The sequence below is a fragment of the Haliea atlantica genome (assembly GCF_054779855.1).
Genome location: NZ_BAAGXL010000014.1, coordinates 26,496 through 51,405 on the forward strand (window position 1 = coordinate 26,496; position 24,910 = coordinate 51,405).

Genomic DNA, 24,910 nt, shown 5'->3' on the forward strand with positions numbered 1-24,910 from the left:
TTATGATGCGCCTTCAACCATGCTCGGGAATGTCGCCGTGTCTGCGCCCAACCTCTCTCTGGTCAACCGTCTCGCCGATGGAGCGTTCCATTCGGGGGAGGCCCTGGCCGCCACCCTGGGGGTCAGCCGTACCGCCGTGTGGAAGCAGCTCAACCGCCTGCAGGAGGACTATGGTCTTGCCGTGGAGTCGGTAAAGGGGCGCGGCTATCGCATTCCCGGCGGACTCGAGTTGCTGGAGGCCCCCCGGGTCCGCGAGGCGCTCTCTGTTCGCAGTCGCCACCTGCTGGGCGAACTGTTGATCGAGCCGGTACTCGATTCCACCAATGCCGAGGCCCTGCGGCGCCTCGCGGCCGGTAGCCCGCCGGGTTTCTGTTGCAGCGCCGAGCTCCAGACCGCTGGGCGCGGCCGTCGCGGACGGCCCTGGGTCAGCCCCTTCGCGCGCAACCTCTATCTGTCCCTGACCTGGGAATACGAGGGGGGAGCGGCGGCCCTGGAAGGCTTGAGTCTCGCCGTGGGGGTCGCGGTAGTCCGTGCCCTGGAAAGCCTGGGCATCCGCGGGATGCAACTCAAGTGGCCCAACGACTTGCTGTTTCACGGCGCCAAATTGGGCGGTATTTTGCTGGAAATGGTGGGCGATGCCGCCGGTCCCTGTCAGGTGGTGGTGGGCGTTGGGCTCAATGTGCACATGCCGACCGGTGTGGCGGCGTCGATTGATCAGTCCTGGACTGACCTGCGCAGCCTCGCGGGCGACCAGCTGCCTGGCCGCAATCATCTGCTGGCCGCGCTGCTGGACCAGCTGCTGCCGCTGCTTGCGGGCTTTGGTGCCAGTGGTTTTGCGCCCTGGCGCGAGGCCTGGATGAGCCTGGATGCCTATGCCGGTGCCCCGGTGGTCATCAGCAGTGGCGATTTCCGCCAGGCGGGCACGGCTCGGGGCGTCGACCCGCGCGGTGCTCTGCAGCTGGAAACCAGCCTGGGTGTGCAGCCGGTGTACGGTGGTGAGGTATCCCTGAGGCCGGCGTCATGAGCCCGAGGGATTGTCTCCAGCTCGACGTGGGCAACAGCAGTGCCAAGTGGCGTCTGGTGCGCGACGGTGAGATTGTCGCCCGGGGCGTCTACCGGCGTGACGACGCTGACAGTAGAACGGCGCTTCTGGACTGCTCGCAAGGCCCTTCCGCTATCTGGATCTCCAGCGTCGCCGATGACGAAAAGGACCGAGCGCTGCGACAGTTGCTGCTCGACCGTTGGGGGGTGGAACCCTGGTTTGCGCGCAGTGAGGCGGAGCAGGCGGGTCTGCATAACAGCTATGCCGAACCCCGGCGCATGGGCGTCGATCGCTGGCTGGCCATGCTGGCAGCGCGAGCGCGCTACCCGGGGCAGCGCCTCTGTGTGGTTGATGCCGGGTCCGCTCTGACCATCGACCTGGTGACGCCCGGGGGCGTTCACGAGGGGGGCTACATTATTCCCGGGCCCGCCCTGATGGAGCGCGCCTTGCTGCTGGATACCGGCCGCGTTCGCTTCTCGGAGCCCGCCGAGTATACCGTGACGCCGGGTACCTCCACCGCTGAGGCGGTGCGTCACGGGGTTGCGCTGTCGCAGCTGGGCGCCGTCTCGCTGGCGCTGCGGCCGGAAAACGGGAAGAGTCCACCCTACGTGGTGTTTACCGGAGGTGGCGGAGAGTGGCTGTGGCACCAGCTCGAGTGCCGGGGAGAGTGTGTGCCCGACCTGGTGCTGGAGGGGCTGGCACTGGCCGCGCAGTGCCAGGCGCGGCCCCGTGCCTGAGCTGCCGTACTACGCGGCGTCCAGGTTGCCCTGTAACAACAGGGTATCGGGATAGCGCTGCTGCATCAGGGTGGTGAGCAGCTGGCGCTGATCCTCTGTGGCATCGACTATGATCATCACTTCGCCGGCGTCGATTCGTTGCCGGTACTGCTCGACGTCCTGGTTGGGCACGCTGACACCTACCAGGGTGCTGAACCAGGTGCCCAGTGCGGACCCCAGAGCGGTTCCCGCCAGCAGGGCACCGCCGCCAAGAGTCAGCCCCGCCGGGGGCACGGTGACGACCAATACCCCGCCCAGCAGTCCCAGGGCTCCGCCAGTCGCGGCGCCCCGTTTGGCCGCATCCACCACGTCGCTGCGGTGTGTCAGGTCCGCCTCGGGTAAGGGCTCCGTCGCGGCGCGGTCGTTGGCAATGACATGCAGGTCGGACTCCTCCAGACCGAGGGTTTCCAGGCTGCCGATCATGGCCTTGGCCGCTTTTTCATCCTGGGCAAAGAAGAACAATCGCTCTTTCACAGTCGTACCTCACTTGTGTCGGGGTGATTGAGTTTGTGCAGGGCCGGGCGCACCCGGCAGGGTCAGGCGGTGAGCATGCGCACCATGACCGTGTTGGTGTAGATCAGGCTGTCGTCGCTTGCCTGCCGCGCCACCAGGTGCACGTGTGTCGCGTCCAGGTCCCCCTCGTGAACCAGCCGCAGCTGGCATTCTTTGAGTTCACCGCAGCCGGCGGGTGGCTCGAGGTTGATCACGTCGGGGGAGATGTCGTGCAACAGCGCGTCCTCGCTGGATTGCTGAAGTTGTTGCTCCAGTTCTTCGAGAAGCCGTATTTCGGGCTCCGCGAACTCGAGTATGGTGAGGCCCAGCTCGACAGATGGCTGGGAGGGGTCGCTTTTCCGGAAGGTTTCCAGTCGCAGTTGCATGTGACCTCCAGATGACTCTCATGTTTTTGTTACGGCGCTGTGGTTTGGGTGGATCAGCGTCGAGCTTCCCGCGGCGTTTGCCGTGAGCGAATTACCGGGTATGCTGGCCACTAGTCGAGTAAAACCACCTAAGTAATGTAGCGGGTTCGGGGGATTTTTCCTGGCACCCGCGTGCGGCCAATAAATGTTAATAAAGGTGTCGAGATGGCGAACAGAGTTGGGCAGTTCTGTATCAGCGTAAGTGATCTTGAAAGGTCCACAGCGTTCTATCGCGAAGTGCTGGGCTTGCTGGAGCAGCAACGAATTTCCATACCCGGAGCAGAGGAGGTCATCCTGGGCACGGATGACTCCGACGGCAAAATTCAGCTGGCTCAACGTGAGGACGTCGTGGGCCCGATTGACCACGGCAACGCCCTCTGGAAACTCTACCTCTACTGCGACGACATCGAAGCGGTCTGCCGGGGTGTCGAAGCCTTTGGTTGCGAGGTGGTTTCAGCGCCACAGCGTCTCGAGGCCTGGTCGGTGATCGTGGCTTTCATCACGGACCCCGACGGTTACAGTATCGAGGTGGTTCAAGCTCTCGGCTAATGAGCGGCCGCGAGCTGCGTGGCCCGTGGTTGTATTGCGATCACGCCGGCGTTAATATGCGCGTCGCTTGCAGCGTCCCCGCCACGGTTATCCACAGGCGCCGGGGGCAGCGGGGTAGCCGTGTTCAAGGCTGGCGTAGCTCAGTAGGTAGAGCAGCTGATTTGTAATCAGCCGGTCGGGGGTTCGATTCCTCTCGCCAGCTCCATTATCCCCCGGGTCCGAATCTTCCTCAGGGCTGTGCCGGGGATCGTTGACCTGTTCGCTTCGATCGTTCTCAGGGGGCTCATTCGGAAGTTGGAATGAAGTTCAAGCAGAATGATGGGAGTCTGTTGGCTCCCGGTGAGCACGAACGGGAGATAGCCAAAGTCTTCGGGTCTCTCCAGGTTCCGGCCTCGGCGCGGATGTTGGCCCCGGAGGTCTGCGTCATGCTGTTCAGCAATCGCTCCGGTTCTTCCCTGGTTTGCGACTACATGCGCGCGACGGGCAGGTTTAGTGGCATGGGTGAGCCCTTGAACCATCCCTTGGTGGCCCAGCGCTCCGCCCGGCATGGTATTGAATCATTCTACGGCTATCTGGAATGGCTCATGGAGAACGTGCACAAGCCCGACACAATGTTCGGCATGAAGGCGTCCGCGGATCAAGCCCTGATGATGCTAAGCAGTGGTGCCATACCCACCTGCTACGGCCGCGTGAACTGGCTGGTGGCCAAGCGGCGCGATATTCTCGCCCAGGCGGTCTCGCATTCGATTGCGGCTCAGACCGATCAGTGGGCAAGCTTTGATGACGGTAACAGAAAGGCCCCCAAATACAGTTACACCGGCATCAAGTCCCAGGTTCTCGGGGTGATCGAGAGTAATCGCCGAATCGAGGAATTCTGTGCCTCCTCGGGTATCGAGCCGATTGAAATATTCTATGAGGACTTCCTGGATAGCCCTGTTGAGCAAACAGCCGAGTTGGCCGAGCGACTTGGCTTCAGCAGCGTGGCAGTTGACCCAGCGCACCTCAAGCGCAAGAAGCAGGCGGGGTCGCTGAACCGGGAGTTTATGGAGAAATTCAGACAGGACCTCGATGCGTCCAGCTCGGACCTGGACATTAGACGTATCCTCGAGCGCTAATTACGATCACCATTCCCCTGGAGCCATCCGGCCCGCTTCGCGGGTTATCATGGCGATTGCTGGCGGCGCCTGTGCCAGGGTGACTGGCGCCCCCCGGCCAGCAAATTTTTGCGCAAACTGAGAAATTGGGTGTAGACTTGCGCCCCTGTGCTGGCCGCTCCCGCGGCGTTATCTGCACAATCAGCCAGCGCGGGGCGAAACCTCTCGCCAGCTCCAGGCGGGTGTAGCTCAATGGTAGAGCAGAGGCTTCCCAAGCCTACGACGAGGGTTCGATTCCCTTCACCCGCTCCATCCCCATACCATTCTCGCGCAGTGCCCTGACCTTTCGTGACGGCAGTTGCCTGGCCTTGCATGCGTGCGTGTAAAATGGCCGCTGTTTTGCAATCGTCCACCGTGCAAGGAGGCCATTTGCGTCCTGTCGACGCCGCTACCCTGATCATCCTGCGCAACCGGCGCGAGGTGCTGATGGGCGTGCGCAGTCACCGGCATGCCTTTCTGCCTCATCATTACGTCTTTCCCGGCGGACGCGTGGATGCCGGGGATGCCCGCGTGGCGGCGCCCATTGCCCTGCGCCCCGAGGTCGCATCCCGTCTCACCCGGGCCGCAAGCCCGGCGCGAGCCCGAGCCCTGGCGATGGCCGCGGTACGGGAAACCTGGGAGGAGACCGGCCTGTTGCTCGCGGAGCCCACAGACCGCCCGCTATCGACGCGCTCTCCCAGTTGGCGCCCACTGTTTCGACAGGGTATGGTGCCGGCGCTGCACCGCCTGGACTACCTGGCCAGGGCGATTACGCCACCGGGCCAGGTGCGGCGCTTTGATGCGCGATTTTTCCTGGTCGATGCCGCCCATGTGCAGGGTGAGCTTCGCGGTAATGGCGAGCTCGAGGATCTGCACTGGGTGGACCTGTGTGATACCGCTCACCTGCCGGTGATCAGCATTACCGAGTTGGTGCTGGCACTACTTCGCCGGCAGCTGGGCCTGGGGGACACCAGCGCCCATGATGCAGCACTGTTCCGCCGCCTGGAGGGGGTTGAGCTGGTGGAGCATCACGGCTGACAGGTGGCCGGGGGCAATCAGGTATCCCTGGTACGCCTCTGTTCGCCCTCCAGCAGTTCCCTATGCACGCGAACGGCCGAGATGCGCGGCCGGATGGGCAAGCCCCGGGCCTCCAGGTGGGCGCGGGTGAACGCGGCGCCGTAGAGCAGTATCAACGACGAGTAATTGACCCAGAGCAGCAGCACCACGAGGGAGCCTGCCGCGCCGTAGGTCGAGGCGGTTGCCGTGGTGGCCAGGTACATGGCGATGGCCGAGCGGCCGAGGGTGAACAGCACGGCAGTCAGGGCGGCACCGACCAGTACATCGCGCCAGTTCAGCACGACGTCGGGGAGGATGCGGAACATGGCGGCAAACAGTAGTGTCACGACCGCCAGCGACAGGCTGATTTCCAGCCCCAACACCAGCACTTCCGGCAGCGGTAGCCACTGCCCGGCGTAGTTCATCACCGCGCGCAGGGCGACGCTGAGCATCAGCGAGACCAGCAGGATGAAGCCGATGGCCAGCACCACGGCCAGGGACATGAGGCGATTGCGCAGGTAGAGCAGTACGCTATTGCGGGAAGGCTTCGCGGTAACGTCCCAAATGGCGTTCAGCGACTGCTGCATCTGGGCAAATACCGTGGTGGCACCGAGGAGTATGGCGCCTATACCGATCAAGCTGGGCAGCAGGCCCGCTTCACTGATCTGTGAGTTTACGACGGCAGTCTGTACGACTTCGGCGGCTTCCGGCCCGATGACATCCTGCAGCTGGGTCATGATCTCGCCCTGGGCCGCGCGTTCACCCAGCACCAGCCCCACCACCGTGACAGCCACGATCACCACCGGCGCAATGGAAAACAGCGTAAAGAAGGCGAGCGCGGCAGCGTAAATGAAGGCCTGGCTGTCCAGCCAGTTTTTCCCCGCCGCGGCGAATACCCCGAGCCAGAACCGCAGCTCTCCCAACATCCTGTGAAATAGCGAGGTGTCCATGGCCGGCATTATAGGCTATTCCTCGGGTCGCCGACGTTTCTGTCGAGGATGGCGCGGATGCGTCCTCGCAGCACTGGCAGGAGATCGCTCTCGAACCAGGCGTTTCGCTGCAGCCAGCCGATATTTCGCGGGCTGGGGTGAGGCAGGGGGACGATCTCGGGCCAGCTGTCCCGCCACAACTGTACCCGTTCCGTCACCGATCGCCTTGCGTCCGGGAAATGGTAGTGGTGCGCGTACTGGCCGAGGGCAACCGTGAGCTGAATGTTGGGCAGTGCCGCCATCAGCGGTGCGCGCCAGGTGGCCGCACACTCGGGGCGCGGTGGCAGGTCACCCGACTTGCCTTTGCCCGGGTAGCAAAAACCCATGGGCACGATGGCGAAGAGCTGCTCGTCGTAGAATTGGTCGCGGCTGACGCCCAGCCAGTCGCGCAGGCGTTCGCCACTGGGGTCGTTGAAGGGAATGCCGGTCTCGTGCACCTTGCGCCCGGGTGCCTGGCCAACGATCAGAATGCGCGCCGCGGCATGCGCCTGCAGCACGGGGCGCGGGCCCAGGGGCAGGTTGGCCTCGCACAGCGCGCAGGCACGGATACGCCTGAGCAGGGGGGGCAGCTCCTCCATGATTCAGCGCAGGGCGTAAATGAAGGTGCTGACCACCCGCAGGCGCTTGGTGCGGGAGCTGCCGTCGTCCCAGTCGCTGCCGTCGTCCCCGGTGATGCGGATGACGCCCTGGTTGGCTTCTTTCAGGGCGCCCAGCTCCGCGCCGGCCTCCGCGGCGAAGTCGATGGCCTGCTGCCGGGCGTTGCGAGTGGCGTCGGCCAGCAGCGCGGGCTTGATGTCATTGAAACCGCGCAGCTGGTAGCGCGGGCCACTGCCACCCTCCAGCTCGATGCCGGCCTCTACCAGCGGGTCCACGGCCAGTGCCGCGGTTTCGACCAGGGCCACCCGCGGGCTCTTGACGATCACCTGCCCGCTGCCGGTGTAGCGAAATGGGTGGTTGCCGGGGGCGTATTCCCGGGCGAAGACGTCCTGGACCTGAAGCGGACGGACCTCCACTTCCTGTTCCGAGAACCCGCTACTTTGCAGGAAGTTCGCCACCCGTTCGCGATCAGCCGCGAGGCTGCGCTGAACGTCACCGAAATCGTCGCCGGCGCGGCGGAAGGTGAGTGACCAGGTGGCATAATCGCTGTCCACGCTGCGCTCCGCCAGGCCCTTGATGGTGACCGAGCGGTCGCCAGTGCGGAACTGCTGCAGGCCCTCGCCAATACCCCAGCCCGAAAACACCAGCCCCAGGCCCACCAGCAGGGCGGCCAGGGTGCCCTGGAAGAATGTGTTCATCTCGCCTGTACCGTGTCATGTGGTGGAGCGATTACAGGGCAAAACGCCCGTACGTGCAAGCGGGCAGCGAAAGGCGGTAAGGTCTGCGGAAGGGTTCAAGAGAGGTGACACTCATGAGCGGCAGCAACACAGAGTTTTTGCGGCGCCTGACCCGCGCAGGGCTGCGTACGCTGGATCACACACGGGCGCTGGATTTTCTCGCGCCCCTGCTTTTGCGCTTCTACCTGGCCCCGGTGTTCATTGCCGCCGGCCTGACCAAGTTGATGACCTTCCCGGATACCGTGTCCTGGTTCGGCAACCCCGACTGGGGGCTGGGGTTGCCCTTGCCCTGGCTGATGGCAGCCCTGGCCACCTGGACCGAACTGCTGGGAGGTCTGCTGCTGCTCCTTGGGCTGGGAACGCGCCTGATCGCGGTGCCCTTGATGATAACCATGCTGGTTGCCGCTCTGGCGGTGCACTGGGATAACGGCTGGTTCGCCATCGCGCCCTCCGATCCCGCGACCAGTACCGCCATGCCGCTTGCGGCGATCGGTGTGCCCGCGGCACAGGAAAGCCTGGAGAACAGCGAGGCGGTGGGGCGACGGCTGGAGGCCGCACGCAGCCTGCTGCGCGAGCACGGCAATTACCGCTGGCTGACCGAGCGGGGCGACTTCGCGATGCTCAACAACGGCATCGAGTTCGCGGCGACCTATTTTGTGATGCTGTTGTCGCTTTTCTTCACCGGGGGTGGTCGCTTTGTCAGCCTGGATTACTGGTGGCGACGCTGGTGGCTGAAGGATGAAAATACCTGAATCCGGGACGCTTTTTCCTCTGCTCCGGTTATCATGGACGGATGACTCGAGCTGAAAATCCGCGTTTGCGCCGCCTGGTACTGCCCCTGGCGGCCCTGCTTCTGCTGGCGCCACCGCTCTATCTCTGGTGGAGTCTTCTCAGCCCCTGGGGCTATGTGGCGCCGCCGGGCTTGCCACCTTACACCGAGGGCCCGCACGCGGTCTTCGTCTACGGGACCCTGCGTCAACCGTTGGTGCGCCGTGTCGTGACAGGGCGGCAGGTGGAAGGTGTACCTGCAGTGCTGCCCGGCTACCGCAAGACGGGGTTGGATCTCAGCCCCGCACCCGGAGAGTCCGTCGCCGGGGAGCGTATCCGCGTCTCCACACCGGAACTGCGGCGCCTGGACCGTTATGAGCGCCTGGGCATTCGCTATGATCGGGTCAGGCTCTCCCTGGCGGATGGCAGTGAAGCCTGGGTCTACCGCCGGGTCGCACCGTGAGCGGTCGGCTGGATGAGCCCCGCCCCGCGGGCGATGTTGCTCTCGCTCCGAAGCGGGAGATCTTCGGCTGGTCGATGTTCGACTTCGCCAATCAGGGCTATACCCTGTTGATCATCACGGTGGTCTTCGGCGATCTGTTTACCCGCATCGTCGTGGGGGATGCCCCGGACTATCGCCTCGGCAACTTGCTCTGGAGCCTCGCTCTCGCGGTCAGTTACCTGCTGGTGGTGGTTGCCAACCCGGTGTGCGGTGCGATCATGGACCATGCCCGCCGGCGCAAGCGCTTCCTGTTTGCCAGCTACCTGGCCACGGTCATCACCACGGCGCTGCTGTACTTCGTGGAGCCGGGATGGATCCTGTCAGCCATGCTGCTGGTGATGGTCTCCAACTTTGCCTACGCCCTGGGCGAAGGTTTTATCGCCAGCTTCCTGCCGGACCTGGGGCCCCGTCGCGCCCTAGGCTGGATTTCGGGGCTGGGCTGGGCGATGGGCTATATCGGTGGCCTGGTTGCCACCGCCTTTGCCTTGCTCTTCCTCGGCGAGGTGTCCCTGGAAAACTATCACCGTATTCGCTGGGTCGGCCCCTTTGCCGCCGGCTTTTTCCTGATCGCGGCGATACCCACCTTCATCTGGCTGCGGGAACACGGTGCCTCCCGGCCCATGCCGCCGCTGCGGCAGCTGCTGCGTATCGGCTTGGCGCGTCTGGCTACCACGCGGCACGCGGTCGCCGAGTTTCATGATCTGCGTATCCTGCTGCTGTCGATTTTCCTGGCCATGGCGGGGATCTACATCATCATCGCTTTTTCCTTTATCTACGGCGCGCAGGTAATCGGCTGGGACGAGCCGGTGCGCGTAGCCATGTTCGTCACTGTGCAGATCACCGCAGCCCTTGGTGCACTGGTGTTTGGTTATCTGCAGAACTGGCTCGGCGCACGCCGCACCTATGTCGCGACCCTGGGTCTCTGGATTGTGGCCATTCTCGCCATCTGGCAGACCCCCGCGCTGACCGCCCTGGCGCGGCAGTGGTGGCAGGTCGAGTGGGAGGCCCAGTACGTCTTTCTGGTGGCGGGGGTGTTGGCGGGGCTTAGTCTGGGCTCCTCACAGTCCGCCGCGCGCGCCCTGGTGGGGGTGTTCAGCCCGCGCTCCCGGTCCGCCGAGTTCTTCGGCTACTGGGGTATGGCGGCCAAGGCCGCAGCGGTTTTCGGCATGCTGGGCCTGGGTCTGTTGCAGTGGTTGCTGGGCCTGGCCGACGCGATTCTGTTCTGCGCCGTGTTGTTTGCGGCGGCCATTGTCGTGGTGCTGGGTGTGAATGAACAGCGCGGTGGTGCTGCGGCCGATGCCTGGCTGGAGCCGAGTGAAAGCGCTTTCTGATCTGAAATCGAATTGAAATCTGGAGAAGTATGAAGGCACAGAGGGTATCTCCCAATGTGGAATTGTCTACGCAAAAACCCAGGGTATTGGTTCCCTTTCTCGGTGGCTTGTTGCTGCTGGGCACCGCGCTGGTCTTTTTATGCTGGCTTGCCAAGAGCCTGTATGATCGGGGGTTGCAGCAGAGGGCCTATGATCGCCACGCCCACCTGATCGGTGCGGCTCGCACCCTGATCCACGAGCACATACTCAAAGCGGTTCAGGATACCCACCTGATCTCGGTGATTCCCAGTGTGAAGAATTACCTGGTGAACCCGGGTGATGCGACCCGGAGTCGGCTGGTTGAGACTCTGGTTGCGACCTCGGACATTCATTCGCGTTATGACCAGATACGCCTGATTGACCTTGAGGGTCGTGAGCTGATTCGCATCAATCAGGGGCCGGGTGGTGCGCAGGCGGTGTCTCAGGCTGCCTTGCAGAACAAGTTCAATCGCTACTACGTGCAGGCCGGGCTGAAGCTGCCCCCGGGCCAGGTCTATCTCTCTCCGCTGGATCTGAATATCGAGCACGGTGAGGTCGAAATGCCTTTCAAGCCCACCTTGCGGCTAGTACGCATGTTGAGCGGCGATGACGGCATGCCGGCAGCGCTGTTGGTACTCAATTTCAATGTCGCTGGCATGCTCAACCAGCTGATCGAGCTGTTTGCCTGGGGGGATCGCGCGATGCTCGTCAACTCCGAGGGTTACTGGCTGGTCAACCATGACCCCGCCAACGAGTGGGGCTGGTTGCTCGGGCGGCCGGAATTGAATGTCGAACAGTGGCAGCCTGCCCTGTGGCAGCAGATCCAGGCGCAGCCGGCGGGTGTCGCGCAACACGCGGGCTCACTGTTCAGCTTTGCCACGATCAATGCCGCTGACATCTACCGGGACACCTCCAATGCCCGTTACCTGCGTGACCTTGGCTTGATCACGGTAATGAATGAGCTTACCTGGACCATCCTGGTGGAGTCGGACCGCCACCACTGGCAGGCGAGGGCGGTCTATCACCGCGGCTGGTTCCAGGCGGGGTTGGCGGGGCTGGGGGTCTTGCTGGTGCTGGGCTGGTATTTCGCGGCCCAGAACCGTCAGCACCGCCGCTATAGCCGTGCCTTGCGTCGCCAGCAACTCAATGTCTTCCGCGATCTCTACGAGAATGCCCCCGTGGGCTATGTCACGCTGGGGGAGGGCGGTCTGATCACCAATGTCAATGTTCGCTTGCTCGAGGATCTGGGCTACACGCGTGAGGACCTGATAGGCAAGCGCCTGATTGACCTGGCTCCACAGGCGCATCGCCACGAAGTGGAGGCGTTGCTCGTCAGTCTGGATGACGGAGAGGGGGCGCAGCAGCGCACGCGACTGAAGCGGGGCGATGGGAGTCAGCTGGAGGTCCTGTGCAACGTCTCTTCCAGCCTGCCCGAGCAGAAGACCCTGCAGATTGGTCGCTGCAGTGTGCAGGACATCAGTCGGCAGGCTGCCCTCGAGCAGCGCCTGCGTCAGTTGGCGGAGAGAGACCCGCTGACGGGCTTGGCTAACCGGCGTTTCTTCGACGTGCTGGCGGATCGTGAGTGGGAGCGGGCGACTCGTCGAGATACCCCAGTCGTCGCGATGGTCATGGATATCGACTTCTTCAAGCGCGTGAATGACACCCATGGTCACGACGTTGGGGATCAGGTGCTCAAGTTGCTCGCGGATACCTGTAGCCGCGAGCTTCGAGCGACCGATATTCTGGCGCGCTTCGGAGGTGAGGAGTTTGTGCTGCTGATGCCGGATACCACCCTTGAGCAGGGTGTGCAGAAAGCCGATGTATTGCGTGCCCTGCTGGCGCGGACACCCTTGCTTACCGCCTCGGGTGAGAAGGTCAGCTTCACGGTTTCACTGGGAGTGGCGGTACGCTCACCCCGCCTTCAGTCCTTGGAGCGATTGCTCAAGGCGGCAGACCGGGCGCTCTATCGCGCCAAACATTCGGGTCGCAACCGGGTTTGTGTCGACGGCGAGGCCGAGTAGTAGGGAGGGCAGTGTCGGGTGATGCAGCGACAGTGCGCTGCATCACCCGCGGTTTTCAGTCCTGGCCCAGGATCAGCGCGCCGGTCGGCACGCCCACGCCACTGCTGACCAGCACGTGTTCCACCCCCTTGGGCTGGTTGCTGGAGCTGCCGCGAATCAGGCGGGCGCCTTCGGCGATGTTGTTCATGCCGTGGATGTAGGCCTCGGAGAGCAGGCCGCCGTGGGTGTTGTTGGGCAGGCGGCCATCGATGTCCAGGGCGCCGTCGCGCACCAGGTCCTTGCCCTCGCCGCGGCCGCAGAAGCCGAAGCTCTCCAGCTGCATGATGATCTCCGAGGTGAAGGCGTCGTAGAGGCAGGCGGCATTGATGTCATCCGGCCCCAGGCCGCTCTGCTCGTAGACCAGGCGCGCGGCCAGTTCCATCTCCGGCAGGGAGTCCAGCTCCTCGCGGTAGAAGCTGGTCATCTGCTCCTGGCCCTGGGTGGAAGCCTGCACCACGCCGCGGATCATCGCCGGTTTCTGTTTCAGGTCGCGGGCGCGCTCGGCGCTGGTGACCAGGATGGCGCAGCCGCCATCGGTTTCCTGGCAGAAGTCGTAGAGGCGCAGGGGCTCGGCGACCATTTTCGAGGCCAGGTAGTCCTCCATCGTCAGTGGCTTGCCATAGCCAAAAGCCCGCGGGTTGGTCTGGGCGTAGTTGCGCTGGGAGATCGCCACCCGGCCCAGGTCCTCGCTGGTCACGCCGTAGTGGTGCATGTACTTGTTGGCGATCATGGCGATCCAGGAGCCGGGGGTGAGCATGCCGTAGGGCATGTACCAGGACCAGTGGATCAGGTCGGAGCTGACGATCTGGCCGGAGATCCCCTGACCCATGCGCTGCCCGGAGCGGCCGTTCATGGCGCGGTAGCAGATCACGTTGTCGGCGACGCCGCTGGCCACGGCCATCACCGCGTGCAGGATGGTACCCACCGCCGCGCCGCCGCCGTAATTGACCTTGGTGAACAGCTTCAGATCGTTGGCGCCCACGGTGCGCGCCAGCTCGATCTCGTCGGTGGAATCCAGTGTGTAGCTGATGAAGCCGTCGATCTCCGACGGTGGCAGGCCGGCATCCTCGCAGGCGGCGAGGGTGGCCTGGGCGGCCAGCGACAGCTCGGAGACTCCGGATTTCTTGGAAAACTCGGTCAGGCCGATCCCGGCGATGGCAGTCTTGTCTTTCAGGAAGTGGCTCATGCGGCGGCTCCTTTCGCGGGCTGGAACATGGGCAGACGGAAGCCGTCCGGGTCCTCGTGCATGACCATTTCCACGGGCATGCCGAAGCTGACGTCCTCGGGGGCACAGTTGACCAGCTGCGAGGTGAAGCGGGTGCCTTCCTCCAGGTCCACCAGGATGATGATCAGCGGGTAGTCGAAGCCCGGGAACTGGGGGTGGTGCAGGATGGTGAAGCTGCACAGGGTACCGCGTCCGGACGCGGTCACATGGTCCCAGTCGAAGGAGTGACACTCGCCACACGCCGGGCGCGGGGGGTGGCGCAGGGTCTGGCACTGGGTGCAGCGCTGGATCGCCAGGCGACCCTCGGCGGCCTCCTGCCACCACCAGCCATTGTCTTCCCCCATCGGGGGTTTCATGCGGAACGATTGTGCCATGGTCAGCCTCGTGGTTCTGGTGTTCTTTGTCATACCCGCACCCGTGGGTGGGCGGGCCACATGGGAAACATAATTGAAATTGAATACGAATTCAATTATGTTGCTGTGAATGCCAGCCATGGCCTGAATAAGCAACTGGAGAAGCAGCATGACTACCGAGGATATTGCCGCCCTGGAGGCGCAAATCTATGCCTTTGTCGGCCGCGAGTGTGGATCATCCACCGCAGCGGATCCGGTCAACAAGGCGATGATTCGCCACTGGTGTGAAGTGATGGGCAACACTGACCCCGATCACCTCGATGAGGAGGCGGCCGCCGCCGGGAGCCGCGGTGAGCTGGTGGCACCGGCCACCATGTTGTTCGTTTGGAATCAGACCGGCTACGCGGTCGCCAGCACCGGACGCCCCAAGGACCCCCAGGTGGAGCTGATCGGGTTGCTCGACGCCCACGGCTACAACGGCATCGTGGCCACGGACACCACCCAGGAGTATGTGCGGGAACTGCGGCTGGGGGACGTGATTTCCCAGCGCACGGTGATCGACAATATTTCCGAGCGCAAGACCACCGGTCTGGGCGAGGGTTACTTCTACGAGACAGTGACCGAGTTTACCGACCAGAACGGCGACGCCGTCGGGCGCCAGACCTTCAAGGTGCTCAAGTTCCGCCCCGCAAAGAAAGACCAGGCCTGAGTGGAGACCGCGACCATGACACAGAATCTGAAAAGCCGTGATATCAGCGTGGGTCAGACCCTGCCGGAGCGGCCCATTCCCATCACCAGCTCCCTGGTCACCTGCGCTGCCCTGGCTACCCGGGACTTCGAAAAAGTGCACCACGACAAGGCCTTCGCCCAGTCCAGCGGCATGCCCGATGTCTATATGAACATCCTGACCAGCCAGGGCCTGACCGAGACTTACCTGCGCGACTGGGTGGGTCGCGACGCGGTCTTCCGCAAGCTCAGCGTGCGCCTTGGGGCGCCGAATATTCCCGGCACCACGATGACCCTGCGCGGTGAGGTCAAGTCGGTAGAGGGAAACACGGTTGAGGTCGAGGTTGTCGGCCAGAACGACAAATGGGGCATGCACGTCAAGGCGCTCGCCACCCTGGAACTTGCCGGCTAAACCTTCCGGGGTGTCGCCTCGGTCGGCGATGCCTTGCGGTTGTCGCTGCCGTGGGCACGGGCCCCCGCGAGACCTGCGGGGGCCGCCTCAAATGCCGGGCGGCCCTGAAGTCCGGCTCAGATTTCTGGCCAGTGTATTTCGGGCAGGGCCTCGAACGCCGGCCTGGCCAGCAGGAAGCCCTGAAACAGGTGCACCCCCAGTGCCTGCAGGCGGCGCACTTCCTCCGGGTGTTCCACGCCCTCGGCGACCACGTTGATGCCCAGGGTATCGCACACCACCATCACACCTTTCACGATCGCTTCCCGCACCGGGTCTTCGTGTAGATTGCGCACCAGGGCCATGTCCAGTTTGATGATGTCCGGCTGAAATTCCGCCAGCAGGTTGAGTCCGGAGTAACCGGCACCGAAATCGTCGATGGCCGTGGTGAAACCCTGTCGCCGGTACTCGGTAAAAATGCTCTTCAGATGGTTCTTGTCACGCATCTCTTCGGCCTCAGTGACCTCGAAAATGATGCGCTCCGCGGGAAAGTTGTAGCGCCGTGCCGCCTCCAGCGTGGCGCGGATACAGGTGGCCGCCTCGTAGACGGCATTGGGCAGAAAGTTGATACTGAGCATGCAGGGGACTTGTAGCCGCGCGGCCAGCTCCACCGCCTTGAGACGGCAATCCTGGTCAAAGCGGTAGCGGTTGTCGTCGGTGACCTGGCCCAGTATGCCGGCCGCGCCAGTGCCGTCAATGCCGCGAACCAGGGCCTCATAGGCGAAAATCGTTCGCTTGCGCAGGTCGACGATGGGCTGGAAGGCCATGCTGAAGTCGAAGCCCAGGGGCTGGTCGTTGCGGCAAGCCTGGCAACGCTTCCCTTTGGCAGCGTTGATTTGACGATTCGTTGACATGGATTAAAGTTTATAAACGTGAAATAGGTTCCACTATCAGGCATTTCAGGTAATCATGCAAACAGGCTTGCACTAGCCAGGCGCTTCCTTTTCCGCCCTGTGCGGGCGTGGTGCCATGCCACGGGATATTCATGCGATGACTTCAAGCGACCCACCAGAGCCAGCCGCACCGGTCGGGCCGACGCGAACTCTACTGGTGGTGGATGACACGCCGGAGAACCTGTCGGTGCTCGGTGAAATCCTCATGCCCCACTACCGGGTGCGTGCCGCGTCCAGCGGCGAACGGGCGCTGGTGGTGGCAGCCTCGGACCCACGGCCGGAACTGATTCTCCTGGACATCATGATGCCAGGCCTCGACGGCTATCAGGTGCTGAGGCGCCTGCGTGAGGACCCGGCTACCCGGGATATTCCGGTCATCTTTGTCACCGCCCTTGATGCCGAAGACGACGAGGCGCGTGGGCTGGACCTGGGTGCTGCCGACTACATCACCAAGCCCTTGCGGCCACCGATTGTCCTGGCACGCGTGCGTACTCAGCTCGAGCTCAAGGACGCGCGCGACCGTATGCGGGACGAGAATGCCTGGCTGGAGGACGAGGTGGCGCGCCGCATGGCGGAAAACCAGCGTATCCAGGATGTGACGGTGCGGGCCCTGGCCAGTGTCGCTGAAGTGCGCGACATGGAGACCGGGGCGCATATTCTGCGCACCCAGAATTATGTTCGCGCCCTGGCGGAAACCCTCAGCCATGATCCGGGCTACGCCGATCAGCTCAGCCAGGACCGCATTGCCCTCTACAGCAAGGCGGCGGCGCTGCACGACCTCGGCAAGGTGGGGATTCCCGACGCAATTCTATTGAAACCCGGCAAGCTGGACCCGCAGGAGTGGGAGGTGATGAAGACCCACGCCCGTCTCGGTGCCGATGCCATCTGGGAGGCGATACGCAGCGAGCCGGAGGGCGAGGGCCTGGAGTTTCTCCGGGTGGCGATGGAAATCGCCCACTACCACCACGAGAAATGGGATGGCAGCGGCTACCCGGAGGGCCTGTCGGGCAGCGACATTCCGCTGTCCGCACGCCTCATGGCAGTGGCCGATGTCTACGATGCCCTGATCTGTCCCCGTGTCTATAAAGCGGCGATGCCGCGCGAGCAGGCTGTGGCGATTATCACCGATGGGCGTGGCAGCCATTTTGACCCCAAGCTGGTGGATGCCTTTCTGACCTGCCAGGCAGAGTTCCAGGCGATCGCCGAGCGCTACCGGGATGACTATGCCGGGATGGAAAAGCTCGATGGCCGCTGATGTCATACAGCAGGCGAGCCTGGCGCCCTCCCGCCGGCGGTTCCTGTCCTGGATGGGACTGGGCGGGGCGATGGCGACCCTGCCGATGCTCAGCGCTTGCGAGTCGGGCCCGCCGCTGCGTATTGTGCTTCACGACTGGCCGGGCTACGCCTTCCTGCGACTGGCACTTCGCCAGGGGCTGGTATCCGGTGACGAGGTCACCCTGGTCGAGACCGAGGGCATGGCGGAGTCGGTGGAGGCCATGGCCAGCGGCCAGGTGGACGCCGCGGCACTCACGCTGGATAACCTGATTGCCCTGCGTGCCGAGGGCGTGGATGCGGTGGTAGTGCTGCTATTCGACGTATCCTCCGGCGGTGATGCCCTGCTGGGTGGTCCGCACCTGACTTCCCTGGCGGATCTGCGCGGGGCCCGGGTAGGGCTGGAAAATACGGCCCTTAGCGCGGTCATGCTCGATCGCGCCCTGGCGGCAGGGGGCCTGCAGCGCGCCGAGATTGAGGTCGCACATTTTACCGGCAGTGCCGAGGCCGCCTGGGCGTCCGCAAACCTGGATGCCGTGCTCACCTATCAGCCGGCGGTGGAGGCGCTGCGTCAGCGCGGCCTGCGGGTTCTTTTCGATAGCCGCCAGACCCCTTTTCTGATTGTCGATGTGCTGGCAGTGCGGCGTGAGGCCCTGGGGTCGAATGCTGCCACCCTGCGCCGGTTGATACGGGGGCACTTTGCGGTACAGCGGCAGTGGCGCGAGGACCCTCTCAATACCAACTTCGCCCTGGCGTCGCTGCTGGGGGTGGATGCTCAGCAGGTACATGGAGTCTTCCGCGGCCTGAATATCCCCGATGAGCGCTTTAATCGTCAGTACCTCACCGCGCCCGCGCGCGAGCTCCACGAGGCGACACAGACCCTCTGTGGCATCCTGCGCGATGAGCGCGGCTGCGACATCTCTCTACCGGGTCTGTTTCTGCCCGATTATCTCCCGGAGCCCGGCTGATGATTGCCGCTGCCCGCCAATGCCTGTGGGCCCTGGCGCTGCTGTTGCCCGGCCTGGTCCTGGCCCAGGACCTGCGGATCGGCGTGCTTGACCACCGGGCCCTGCCCGAGCGCGGCGAGCGCTGGGCGGCGCTGGAAACCCACCTGGCCGAAACCCTGGACCTGCAGCGGGTGACAGTGCTCCCCTATGCTTACGACGAGCTGGATCGTGCCATGCGCAGCGGCATGCTGGATGTCGTGATTACCGGCAGTCTGCACCAGGTGGTCAGCGGGCACCGCATTGCTTCCATGTTGGCGGTGGCTAGCGTGATCGAGCGCAGCGAGGCCGGTGAGCCGATCGAGGGTATGGGCGGTGTGGCGCTGGTCCTGTCGGAACGGGAGGACCTGCAGGCCTTGTCCGACCTGCGCGGCAAACGGGTGGCGACTGCCGACCAGCATGCCCTCGCCGGCTACCAGGCGGTGGCTCGCGAGGTGCTGGAGGCGGGCGAGGAGGGGCCCCCGCCACTACAGGTGATCGAGACCGGGCCCCCGCAGATGGCGGCTATCCAGGCGCTGTTGGCGGGTGAGGCCGATGCCGCCTTCGTGCGAGGGGGGGCGCTCGAGGCCCTGCTGGCAGCGGGCGAGGTGGCCCCCGGTATGTTGCGCGTCCTGTCGCCCCGGCCTCTGCCGGGCTATCCGTGGCAGGTATCTTCGCGTCTCTACCCGGGGCGCGTGGTGCTGACCCTGCCGCACCTGGACCACTCACTGGCCCGCCGGATGGTGGGCGCTCTCCTGTTGCTGGAGCCGGAGGGAGCGACCGCGCGCCAGCTGGATATCCACGGTTTTGGGTTGCCACAGGACACCAGCAGCGTGGTGGCGCTGGCCCGACAGCTGCGCCTGCCGCCCTATGAACACCGCCCTCGGGTGACTCTGGGCGATGTCTGGCGCGACCACCGGGTGGCGACCCTGCTGCTGGGGCTCAGCGGCGTCGCCATTCTGCTGGCCCTGATGTTGAGCCTCCGCTATAGCCGTACCTTGCGGCGAACCCGGACCATCCTGCGCGAGCAGGGCGCGGAGCTTGAAACAGAAAGGCAGCGCTTGCAGAGCCTGTTGAATACCATTCCGGATGTGGTGTTCATGAAGGACCGCGAGGGCGGCTACGTGTTTGCCAACCCGGCCATGCGACGACTGATGGGCAGCCCCGCCGGCTCGGTGGTGGGGCGCACGGATTTCGACTTCTTTCCCCGGGATGTTGCCGAGGCCTTCCGTCGGGCGGAGGCGGAAACCCTGGCCTCGGGCAAAACGCTTGATGTCGAAGAGCAATTGCTCAGTCCCGACGGCAGCATCGACGGCCTCTATCTGACGTCAAAGGTGGCGGTGTTCAACCCGGCGGGTGAATTGCAGGGGGTTCTCGGGGTGTCCCGGGATATCACGGCCCTGCGCGAGGCGGAGCACCAGCTGCGGGAGCGACTCAAGGAGCAGCGCAGTCTCCACAATGTCTTCCATTTCACCGAAGATGCCGACCGCGAGCCGCGTGCGATGTTGCAGGCAGTCGCCGGCGGCCTGCGCGAAGGTTTGCAGTATCCGCGGTTGGCCGCGGTACGGATCGCCTGGAATGGTCTGCGGGTCGAGGTAGGCGACTACCGCAGTACGCGGCAGTCGCTCAGCGCGCCCTTCGAGGTGCCGGCGGTGGGTCGGGGCGTAGTCGAAGTCGTCTACACCGACGTCAATGAGCGGGGGCAGGTGCCGGAGTTCCTGGCGGAAGAGCAGGTGCTGCTCACCCGGGTGGCCGAGCGCTTGCAGAGTGTGTTCCAGCGCCAGCGGGAGACCCAGCAGGCCCGCGATCGCCTGGCGGTGTTTCGCGCCATCGTTTCCCGGGCGGTGGAAGCCGTGGTGCTGGTGGATGCGGAGGACCTGCACTTTGTCGAGTTCAACGACAGTGCCGCCAGCCAGCTTGGCTACACCCGGGAAGAATTTGCACGCCTGCGCCTGCCCGATATCCAGGGCGAGATGGACGAAGCGGCCATTCGTCACAAGATCGACACCCTGCGCAGCTCCGGCGGCGAGGAGTTCCAGAGCCAGCGACGCTGCAAGGATGGCAGCCTGCGGGATGTGCGTGTAGGCGTCAGCGTCCTGCGCCTGCAGGGTCGTCTGCATCTCTCGGTCATCTGGAATGACATCACAGAGCATCTCCGGACCGAGCGAGAACTGCTGGAAAAGGAGCAGCAGTATCGTGCGGCGATCGAGAGCACTTCCGACGGCTTCTGGGCCGCGGATGGCGAGGGCCGCATTCTCGAGGTCAATGGCGCCTATTGCAGAATGACTGGCCTGTCCCATGACCAGCTCCTGGGCCGCCACATCTGGGAACTGGACGCCGTGGAGACGCGAACCGAGGTTGAAGCGCGCATGCGGTCGATCCAGGACAGAGACGGTGCTGAGCACTTCGAGACTGTTCACCGCACCGCGGGTGGCAGCGAGATCCCCATCGAGGTGGTCTCGGTTTGGTCAGAGGTCGGGGGCGGCCGTTTCTATTCCTTTATCCGCGACATTACCGAACGCCGGGCCAACGAGCGGGAGCTGAGAACCTATCGCCACCACCTGGAGGAGCTGGTCGAGGCGCGTACCGCGGAAGCCGAGGAGGCGCGGCAGCGCGCAGAGGCCGCGGACCACGCCAAGAGCGTGTTTCTCGCCAACATGAGCCACGAGATTCGCACGCCGATGAATGCGGCCCTGGGCTTTGCCCACCTGCTGCGCAGCGAGCTTACCGAATCCAGTCAGCTGGAGAAGCTCGACAAGATCAACCACTCGATCAAGCACTTGCTGGGCTTGATCAATGACATTCTCGACCTGTCGAAGATCGAGGCAGATCATATCCACCTGGAGTCCGTGCCCTTCCAGTTACTGACCACTGTGGATCACGCTTGCAGCATGATGGGTGAGCGCGTGGCCCGTTCCGGCCTGGAGTTGCGGGAGGAGGTGGAGCCGGCGCTGTCGGACCTCTGGGTGTCAGGTGACCCCACGCGGGTCAGCCAGGTGTTGATCAACTTGCTCAGCAATGCCGTCAAATTCACCACCAGGGGCCATGTGACACTCCGCGCTCAGTTGCGTGAGCAGCGCGGGGATGAGCTGTTACTGCGCTTCGAGGTGGAGGACACCGGCATCGGCATGTCGGCAGAGCAGCAGGCCCGCCTGTTCCAGCCTTTCGAGCAGGCTGACACCAGCATTACGCGCAAGTATGGAGGCACCGGCCTCGGCCTGGCTATCAGTCGCCGCCTGGTGGAGATGATGGGAGGGGAAATCGGCGTTTTCAGCACGCCGGGCGAGGGCAGTACGTTCTGGTTCACGCTGCGCGCGCAGCGGGCCAGTCCGCAGCAGCAGGTCGAGCAGGGCATGGCGGAGCCGGCATCGCTCGCCATTCGTCGCGGAGCGCGGGTGTTGCTGGTCGAAGACAGCCCCCTGAACCGGGAGGTCGCCGAGGCGCTGCTCTCCGCCGTCGCGCTGACGGTGACGGCCGTGGAGAATGGTGCCGAGGCGGTGGAGGCGGTCCACCGCGAACCCTTCGACCTGGTGCTCATGGACGTCCAAATGCCAGTCATGGACGGGCTCGAGGCGAGCAGGCGCATTCGAGAGCTGCCCGAAGGAGCCGGCCTGCCGATACTGGCCTTGACTGCCAATGCGTTCGAGGAAGACCGCCAGCGCTGTCGCGAAGTCGGCATGAATGGCTTCGTGGCCAAACCGGTGGAGCCCGAGCGCCTGTACGCAATCCTGGCGCGGTGGTTGCCCGCGGCTCCTGCTGATGCAGCGGCTGCGCAGCCTGCCGGGGGCGATGCTCCCGCAGCGAGCGTCGACCCGGATGATGCGAGTCAGCTTCTCGATCAGGAGCTGGCCTTGCGTCACGTGGCCGGGAACCGGGCGGTGCTCGACCGCCTGCTGTTGGAGTTTCAGTCGCGCCACTGCGAGGATCTGCAGGCCATTCGTGAGGCGTTGGAGCAGGGGGATCGCGTCGCCGCGCAGCGCTGTGCACACACCTTGAAGGGCGTGGCGGCCACACTCGGCATGCGGCCATTGTCCGCGCGCGCAAGGGATACCGAGCGGGCCATCCGGCGGGACGATCAGGCCATGCTGCCGGGCTACCTCAGCCTCCTCGGCGCCTGTCTTGAGGACACCTGTGAGGTGATTGCGCGCAGGCTGGCGGCGCAGCCCGAAGTGGCGGAGAACCCGGCTGTCGCGGAGGTCAGTTCGCTGCAGCTGCTGCGGCCTCGCCTGCAGGCCATGCGTGTGCAGCTGGAAGCCGATGACATGCGCGCTGCCAGCACCTGGCAGTCGCTGCGACCCCTGCTGCAGGTCGTGGCGGACAAGGCCGCGGTGGAAGCCATCGACCGCTGCATGCAGGGCTGGGACCTGCCCGGGGCCCTGCGTCAGCTAGAGGTTCTGCAGGGCGATTAGCAGGCTGCGGGAAAAGTCCTCCAGCAGCCTGCGCTCCTCATCCACGAAGACTCCGGGCAGGTTGCTGTACAGGCTCAGCACCAGGGTTTCTGTTTCCAGGGGCATCGGAATGATCATGGCTGAGCGCAGCTCGCATTCCGCCGCACGGGCTTTCCAGGGTGTGTCCCGCGTATCGTCGACCAGATCGTCGACCACCTGGATGTCGCCGCTCAGGGCCGCCAGCTGGGAGGGGGACAGCGGTGCCGGGGGCTGGCCCTGACCCATTGCCGGCCGCCGGCCCGAGAGCGCGAACAGTTCCCCCAGGGTGTCGGTAAAATCGATGGCATCACCGGCCCGGGCGAGAACCTCGATATCGGGCAGGGCCCCGGGGGCGCTGAGCGTGACCCGTCCCAGCCAGGCCAGGCGGTAGCCACGGGTACGCACCAGCGCCTGAACGGTGCGCTCGAGAATGGCCTGCCGCGAGCCGGCCCGCAGCAGCTCCCCATGGCAGTAAAGCAGTGCCTCCCTGACGGCTGCCAGACGGGTGGCCCGGTCCACGGCGCGTCGACGGGTGTCGATGTCCATCAGGGTGCCGGAAATGCGTACCGGGCGACCGCTGGCCTCGCGGGAGGTTACCTTGCCGCGCTCCAGCATCCACTGCCAGCCACCACCGGCGCGTTCGTAGCGCAGTTCGCAGTCGTAGGCGCTGTTCTCCCCCGCGAGCAGGCGGGCCAGCAGGCGATCAGAGCGAGCGCGGTCGTCGGGGTGCAGCAATTGCCGGCGTTCCTCGAAGGTGGCCGGGGGTGGGTGGTCGCAGTCGTAGCCCAGCAGGCTGCCCCAGCGGGGGTTCAGGCGCAGTCCGTTCGAGGGGATATGCCATTCCCAGGTGCCCGCATCGGTGCCCCAGAGCACCCCCTCCAGATAGCTTTGTTGCTCACGCAGCTCTTGCTCGCGCTGACGCAGGGGGGTCACGTCGATGATGTTGACGGGGATATGCCGGGCATCCTCCGGCCGGCTTGCAATCGGCATGGCCAGCAGTGCCTGGAACAGGCTGCCGTCGCGTCTGGCCATGCGGGTTTCCTGGCGCAACCAGTCGCGACCCTCCCAGTAGGCACACAGGCCTTCGAGGAATGTCTGGGCGCTGTCCGGGTCGAAGTGCCGGTCGATACCCTGCATCAGGTCGCGTTCACTGTGCTCGCCAAAAAGCGCGATGGCCGCCGGGTTGACGGCGCGCACCTGAACTCGCTGAATCAGGGCGCTGAGGGTCTCCGGGTTGTCGCGCAGGTGGGATCGCAGGTCGCTTACGCCCTCGGCGCGAAGCTGTTCAACACCGCGATAGACCTCCGACAGATCTTCGTCGAGCATTGCGGTGGCGGTGGACTGGAACAGAAAGCGAAAGCGGTCGCGGCTCTGTCGCAGCAGTTGCTCGAAATGCTGATAGCGGTCGATGTCGGCGAGCAGCAGCCCGAGTATCCAGGTACCCAGGGTCAGGACTCCGAGATAGGCCGGCGCCAGGTCGAAGAGGATCCGTGGGCGGTCTTGCAGCGGCAACAGCAGAAACAGCGCCACGGCAATACCGTGAACCGCGAGCCCCAGGGCGAGCAGGCGCCAGCCATGGCGGTCCTCCTCCGTCCGCTTGAAGAAGACGCGTGCGGCGAGACCCGCGAGACAGGCCGAGGCGATAACCAGAATGCCGATCAGTGTGCCCGGGCCCCCCAGGCTTAGCCGGTAGCCGGCGGCAAACAGGCCGGCGATGCCCGCTGCCAGTGGCCCGCCGTGTAGTGCCCCGAGGCTGAGCATGACGGTTCTGCCATCGAAAATGACTCCGGGCTGGTAGGTGACGGCATTCAGCATGGACAGGATGGCAGCACTCCCGAACAGCAGTCCCATGGCGCTGCCCCGCATCGGGCCAGCGGCCGGCAGGCGCTGCACCAGCAGGCGGTAGACAAAGCACAGCGCCAGTATCAATGTGCCGTTGCCAATCAGATCCTCTGTCAGTCGGGGGAGGAAGTCGCTCATCGGTGTCCGGGGTGGGGTTCATGCTCAACCGGCTATCGGAGTTCCGCGCCGGCCCAGCCCGCGAGTGTAGCCCCGCGACACCCCCTGGACCAGACTCAGTGTGAGGTGCTGCGGGCCCACACCGCAGC

23 protein-coding genes and 2 tRNA genes are annotated in these 24,910 nt (G+C 64.5%); 16 read left to right on the forward strand and 9 right to left on the reverse strand.

Annotation, left to right across the window (positions count from 1 at the left end; translation table 11 throughout):
• Positions 1 to 37: 37 nt before the first annotated feature.
• Positions 38 to 1,024: a bifunctional biotin--[acetyl-CoA-carboxylase] ligase/biotin operon repressor BirA gene (gene birA, locus ACYVGS_RS10020; RefSeq protein WP_460588547.1), complete on the forward strand. Its 987-nt coding sequence runs from the start codon at positions 38 to 40 to the stop codon at positions 1,022 to 1,024.
• Entirely contained in the window at positions 1,021 to 1,779 is a 759-nt protein-coding gene (locus ACYVGS_RS10025) for a type III pantothenate kinase (RefSeq protein ID WP_460588548.1), read from the forward strand. Before birA ends, ACYVGS_RS10025 begins: the two co-directional genes overlap by 4 nt.
• Positions 1,780 to 1,788: 9 nt before the next feature.
• On the opposite strand, the gene ACYVGS_RS10030 is transcribed toward ACYVGS_RS10025, so the two are convergent.
• Positions 1,789 to 2,292 (reverse strand): hypothetical protein, encoded by a 504-nt coding sequence (locus ACYVGS_RS10030; protein WP_460588549.1) that lies wholly within the window; start codon positions 2,290 to 2,292, stop codon positions 1,789 to 1,791.
• A gap of 62 nt (positions 2,293 to 2,354) precedes the next feature.
• Complete coding sequence (locus tag ACYVGS_RS10035; protein WP_460588550.1) at positions 2,355 to 2,696, reverse strand: hypothetical protein; 342 nt, start codon at positions 2,694 to 2,696, stop codon at positions 2,355 to 2,357.
• 204 nt (positions 2,697 to 2,900) lie between these two features.
• Here ACYVGS_RS10035 and ACYVGS_RS10040 point away from each other — a divergent pair, with 204 nt between their 5' ends.
• From ACYVGS_RS10040 to ACYVGS_RS10060, 5 genes are all read left to right on the forward strand, one after another.
• Entirely contained in the window at positions 2,901 to 3,284 is a 384-nt protein-coding gene (locus ACYVGS_RS10040) for a VOC family protein (RefSeq protein WP_460588551.1), read from the forward strand.
• A 129-nt stretch (positions 3,285 to 3,413) separates the two neighbouring features.
• Positions 3,414 to 3,489 (forward strand) — tRNA-Thr (locus ACYVGS_RS10045).
• Positions 3,490 to 3,583: 94 nt separating this feature from the next.
• Positions 3,584 to 4,399 (forward strand): Stf0 family sulfotransferase, encoded by an 816-nt coding sequence (locus ACYVGS_RS10050; RefSeq protein ID WP_460588552.1) that lies wholly within the window; start codon positions 3,584 to 3,586, stop codon positions 4,397 to 4,399.
• A gap of 217 nt (positions 4,400 to 4,616) precedes the next feature.
• Positions 4,617 to 4,690 (forward strand) — tRNA-Gly (locus ACYVGS_RS10055).
• A gap of 117 nt (positions 4,691 to 4,807) precedes the next feature.
• On the forward strand, positions 4,808 to 5,455 hold the full coding sequence (locus ACYVGS_RS10060; protein WP_460588554.1) for an NUDIX hydrolase: 648 nt from the start codon (positions 4,808 to 4,810) through the stop codon (positions 5,453 to 5,455).
• 17 nt (positions 5,456 to 5,472) lie between these two features.
• Here the strand turns inward: ACYVGS_RS10060 and ACYVGS_RS10065 are convergent, their stop codons facing one another.
• The 3 genes from ACYVGS_RS10065 to ACYVGS_RS10075 are packed head-to-tail and all read right to left on the reverse strand — an operon-like array spanning position 5,473 to position 7,757.
• On the reverse strand, positions 5,473 to 6,432 hold the full coding sequence (locus tag ACYVGS_RS10065; RefSeq protein WP_460588555.1) for a YihY/virulence factor BrkB family protein: 960 nt from the start codon (positions 6,430 to 6,432) through the stop codon (positions 5,473 to 5,475).
• Positions 6,432 to 7,040: a uracil-DNA glycosylase family protein gene (locus ACYVGS_RS10070; protein ID WP_460588556.1), complete on the reverse strand. Its 609-nt coding sequence runs from the start codon at positions 7,038 to 7,040 to the stop codon at positions 6,432 to 6,434. The genes ACYVGS_RS10065 and ACYVGS_RS10070 overlap by 1 nt, the downstream gene beginning before the upstream one ends.
• Positions 7,041 to 7,043: 3 nt before the next feature.
• Positions 7,044 to 7,757 (reverse strand): SIMPL domain-containing protein, encoded by a 714-nt coding sequence (locus ACYVGS_RS10075; protein WP_460588557.1) that lies wholly within the window; start codon positions 7,755 to 7,757, stop codon positions 7,044 to 7,046.
• Positions 7,758 to 7,870: 113 nt separating this feature from the next.
• Here ACYVGS_RS10075 and ACYVGS_RS10080 point away from each other — a divergent pair, with 113 nt between their 5' ends.
• The 4 genes from ACYVGS_RS10080 to ACYVGS_RS10095 are packed head-to-tail and all read left to right on the forward strand — an operon-like array spanning position 7,871 to position 12,436.
• Positions 7,871 to 8,548 carry a DoxX family protein gene (locus ACYVGS_RS10080; protein ID WP_460588558.1) on the forward strand — a complete coding sequence of 226 codons (678 nt, stop codon included), beginning with the start codon at positions 7,871 to 7,873 and terminating at the stop codon, positions 8,546 to 8,548.
• A 41-nt stretch (positions 8,549 to 8,589) separates the two neighbouring features.
• On the forward strand, positions 8,590 to 9,027 hold the full coding sequence (locus tag ACYVGS_RS10085) for a gamma-glutamylcyclotransferase family protein (RefSeq protein ID WP_460588559.1): 438 nt from the start codon (positions 8,590 to 8,592) through the stop codon (positions 9,025 to 9,027).
• Complete coding sequence (locus tag ACYVGS_RS10090) at positions 9,024 to 10,397, forward strand: MFS transporter (protein ID WP_460588560.1); 1,374 nt, start codon at positions 9,024 to 9,026, stop codon at positions 10,395 to 10,397. Before ACYVGS_RS10085 ends, ACYVGS_RS10090 begins: the two co-directional genes overlap by 4 nt.
• A 29-nt stretch (positions 10,398 to 10,426) precedes the next feature.
• Entirely contained in the window at positions 10,427 to 12,436 is a 2,010-nt protein-coding gene (locus ACYVGS_RS10095; protein ID WP_460588561.1) for a sensor domain-containing diguanylate cyclase, read from the forward strand.
• Between the two features lie 55 nt (positions 12,437 to 12,491).
• Here ACYVGS_RS10095 and ACYVGS_RS10100 read toward each other — a convergent pair whose 3' ends face one another.
• Together ACYVGS_RS10100 and ACYVGS_RS10105 are read right to left on the reverse strand one after the other, a co-directional pair.
• The gene (locus tag ACYVGS_RS10100) at positions 12,492 to 13,661 is read right to left on the reverse strand and encodes a lipid-transfer protein (protein ID WP_460588562.1); all 1,170 of its coding nucleotides are present in this window, start codon (positions 13,659 to 13,661) and stop codon (positions 12,492 to 12,494) included.
• Complete coding sequence (locus ACYVGS_RS10105; RefSeq protein WP_460588563.1) at positions 13,658 to 14,074, reverse strand: Zn-ribbon domain-containing OB-fold protein; 417 nt, start codon at positions 14,072 to 14,074, stop codon at positions 13,658 to 13,660. The genes ACYVGS_RS10100 and ACYVGS_RS10105 overlap by 4 nt, the downstream gene beginning before the upstream one ends.
• Positions 14,075 to 14,222: 148 nt before the next feature.
• Between ACYVGS_RS10105 and ACYVGS_RS10110 the strand changes: the two genes are divergently transcribed.
• Positions 14,223 to 14,762: a hotdog family protein gene (locus tag ACYVGS_RS10110; protein WP_460588564.1), complete on the forward strand. Its 540-nt coding sequence runs from the start codon at positions 14,223 to 14,225 to the stop codon at positions 14,760 to 14,762.
• 15 nt (positions 14,763 to 14,777) lie between these two features.
• Positions 14,778 to 15,191 carry a hotdog family protein gene (locus ACYVGS_RS10115; RefSeq protein ID WP_460588565.1) on the forward strand — a complete coding sequence of 138 codons (414 nt, stop codon included), beginning with the start codon at positions 14,778 to 14,780 and terminating at the stop codon, positions 15,189 to 15,191.
• Between the two features lie 116 nt (positions 15,192 to 15,307).
• Here ACYVGS_RS10115 and ACYVGS_RS10120 read toward each other — a convergent pair whose 3' ends face one another.
• Positions 15,308 to 16,081, reverse strand: coding sequence for an EAL domain-containing protein (locus ACYVGS_RS10120; protein ID WP_460588566.1), 774 nt, complete (start codon positions 16,079 to 16,081; stop codon positions 15,308 to 15,310).
• A gap of 136 nt (positions 16,082 to 16,217) precedes the next feature.
• On the opposite strand from ACYVGS_RS10120, the gene ACYVGS_RS10125 reads away from it, so the two are divergent.
• From ACYVGS_RS10125 to ACYVGS_RS10135, 3 genes are read left to right on the forward strand one after another with little or no spacing between them, the layout of a single operon-like run.
• Positions 16,218 to 17,375, forward strand: a complete 1,158-nt coding sequence (locus ACYVGS_RS10125; RefSeq protein ID WP_460588567.1) for an HD-GYP domain-containing protein — start codon at positions 16,218 to 16,220, stop codon at positions 17,373 to 17,375.
• Positions 17,365 to 18,360: a type 2 periplasmic-binding domain-containing protein gene (locus ACYVGS_RS10130; RefSeq protein ID WP_460588568.1), complete on the forward strand. Its 996-nt coding sequence runs from the start codon at positions 17,365 to 17,367 to the stop codon at positions 18,358 to 18,360. The genes ACYVGS_RS10125 and ACYVGS_RS10130 overlap by 11 nt, the downstream gene beginning before the upstream one ends.
• Positions 18,360 to 22,784, forward strand: coding sequence for a PAS domain S-box protein (locus ACYVGS_RS10135; protein ID WP_460588569.1), 4,425 nt, complete (start codon positions 18,360 to 18,362; stop codon positions 22,782 to 22,784). Before ACYVGS_RS10130 ends, ACYVGS_RS10135 begins: the two co-directional genes overlap by 1 nt.
• Here ACYVGS_RS10135 and ACYVGS_RS10140 read toward each other — a convergent pair.
• Positions 22,761 to 24,782: a LytS/YhcK type 5TM receptor domain-containing protein gene (locus tag ACYVGS_RS10140; protein WP_460588570.1), complete on the reverse strand. Its 2,022-nt coding sequence runs from the start codon at positions 24,780 to 24,782 to the stop codon at positions 22,761 to 22,763. The genes ACYVGS_RS10135 and ACYVGS_RS10140 overlap by 24 nt on opposite strands.
• Positions 24,783 to 24,910 lie beyond the last annotated feature (128 nt).

Coding starts and splice junctions, on each gene's coding strand:
- ACYVGS_RS10025 (WP_460588548.1), top strand. CDS start 1,021: ATGAGCCCGAGGGATTGTCTCCAGCTCGACGTGGGCAACAGCAGTGCC.
- ACYVGS_RS10035 (WP_460588550.1), bottom strand. CDS start 2,696: ATGCAACTGCGACTGGAAACCTTCCGGAAAAGCGACCCCTCCCAGCCA.
- ACYVGS_RS10040 (WP_460588551.1), top strand. CDS start 2,901: ATGGCGAACAGAGTTGGGCAGTTCTGTATCAGCGTAAGTGATCTTGAA.
- ACYVGS_RS10050 (WP_460588552.1), top strand. CDS start 3,584: ATGAAGTTCAAGCAGAATGATGGGAGTCTGTTGGCTCCCGGTGAGCAC.
- ACYVGS_RS10065 (WP_460588555.1), bottom strand. CDS start 6,432: ATGCCGGCCATGGACACCTCGCTATTTCACAGGATGTTGGGAGAGCTG.
- ACYVGS_RS10070 (WP_460588556.1), bottom strand. CDS start 7,040: ATGGAGGAGCTGCCCCCCCTGCTCAGGCGTATCCGTGCCTGCGCGCTG.
- ACYVGS_RS10075 (WP_460588557.1), bottom strand. CDS start 7,757: ATGAACACATTCTTCCAGGGCACCCTGGCCGCCCTGCTGGTGGGCCTG.
- ACYVGS_RS10080 (WP_460588558.1), top strand. CDS start 7,871: ATGAGCGGCAGCAACACAGAGTTTTTGCGGCGCCTGACCCGCGCAGGG.
- ACYVGS_RS10085 (WP_460588559.1), top strand. CDS start 8,590: ATGACTCGAGCTGAAAATCCGCGTTTGCGCCGCCTGGTACTGCCCCTG.
- ACYVGS_RS10095 (WP_460588561.1), top strand. CDS start 10,427: ATGAAGGCACAGAGGGTATCTCCCAATGTGGAATTGTCTACGCAAAAA.
- ACYVGS_RS10100 (WP_460588562.1), bottom strand. CDS start 13,661: ATGAGCCACTTCCTGAAAGACAAGACTGCCATCGCCGGGATCGGCCTG.
- ACYVGS_RS10105 (WP_460588563.1), bottom strand. CDS start 14,074: ATGGCACAATCGTTCCGCATGAAACCCCCGATGGGGGAAGACAATGGC.
- ACYVGS_RS10110 (WP_460588564.1), top strand. CDS start 14,223: ATGACTACCGAGGATATTGCCGCCCTGGAGGCGCAAATCTATGCCTTT.
- ACYVGS_RS10115 (WP_460588565.1), top strand. CDS start 14,778: ATGACACAGAATCTGAAAAGCCGTGATATCAGCGTGGGTCAGACCCTG.
- ACYVGS_RS10120 (WP_460588566.1), bottom strand. CDS start 16,081: ATGTCAACGAATCGTCAAATCAACGCTGCCAAAGGGAAGCGTTGCCAG.
- ACYVGS_RS10125 (WP_460588567.1), top strand. CDS start 16,218: ATGACTTCAAGCGACCCACCAGAGCCAGCCGCACCGGTCGGGCCGACG.
- ACYVGS_RS10130 (WP_460588568.1), top strand. CDS start 17,365: ATGGCCGCTGATGTCATACAGCAGGCGAGCCTGGCGCCCTCCCGCCGG.
- ACYVGS_RS10135 (WP_460588569.1), top strand. CDS start 18,360: ATGATTGCCGCTGCCCGCCAATGCCTGTGGGCCCTGGCGCTGCTGTTG.
- ACYVGS_RS10140 (WP_460588570.1), bottom strand. CDS start 24,782: ATGAGCGACTTCCTCCCCCGACTGACAGAGGATCTGATTGGCAACGGC.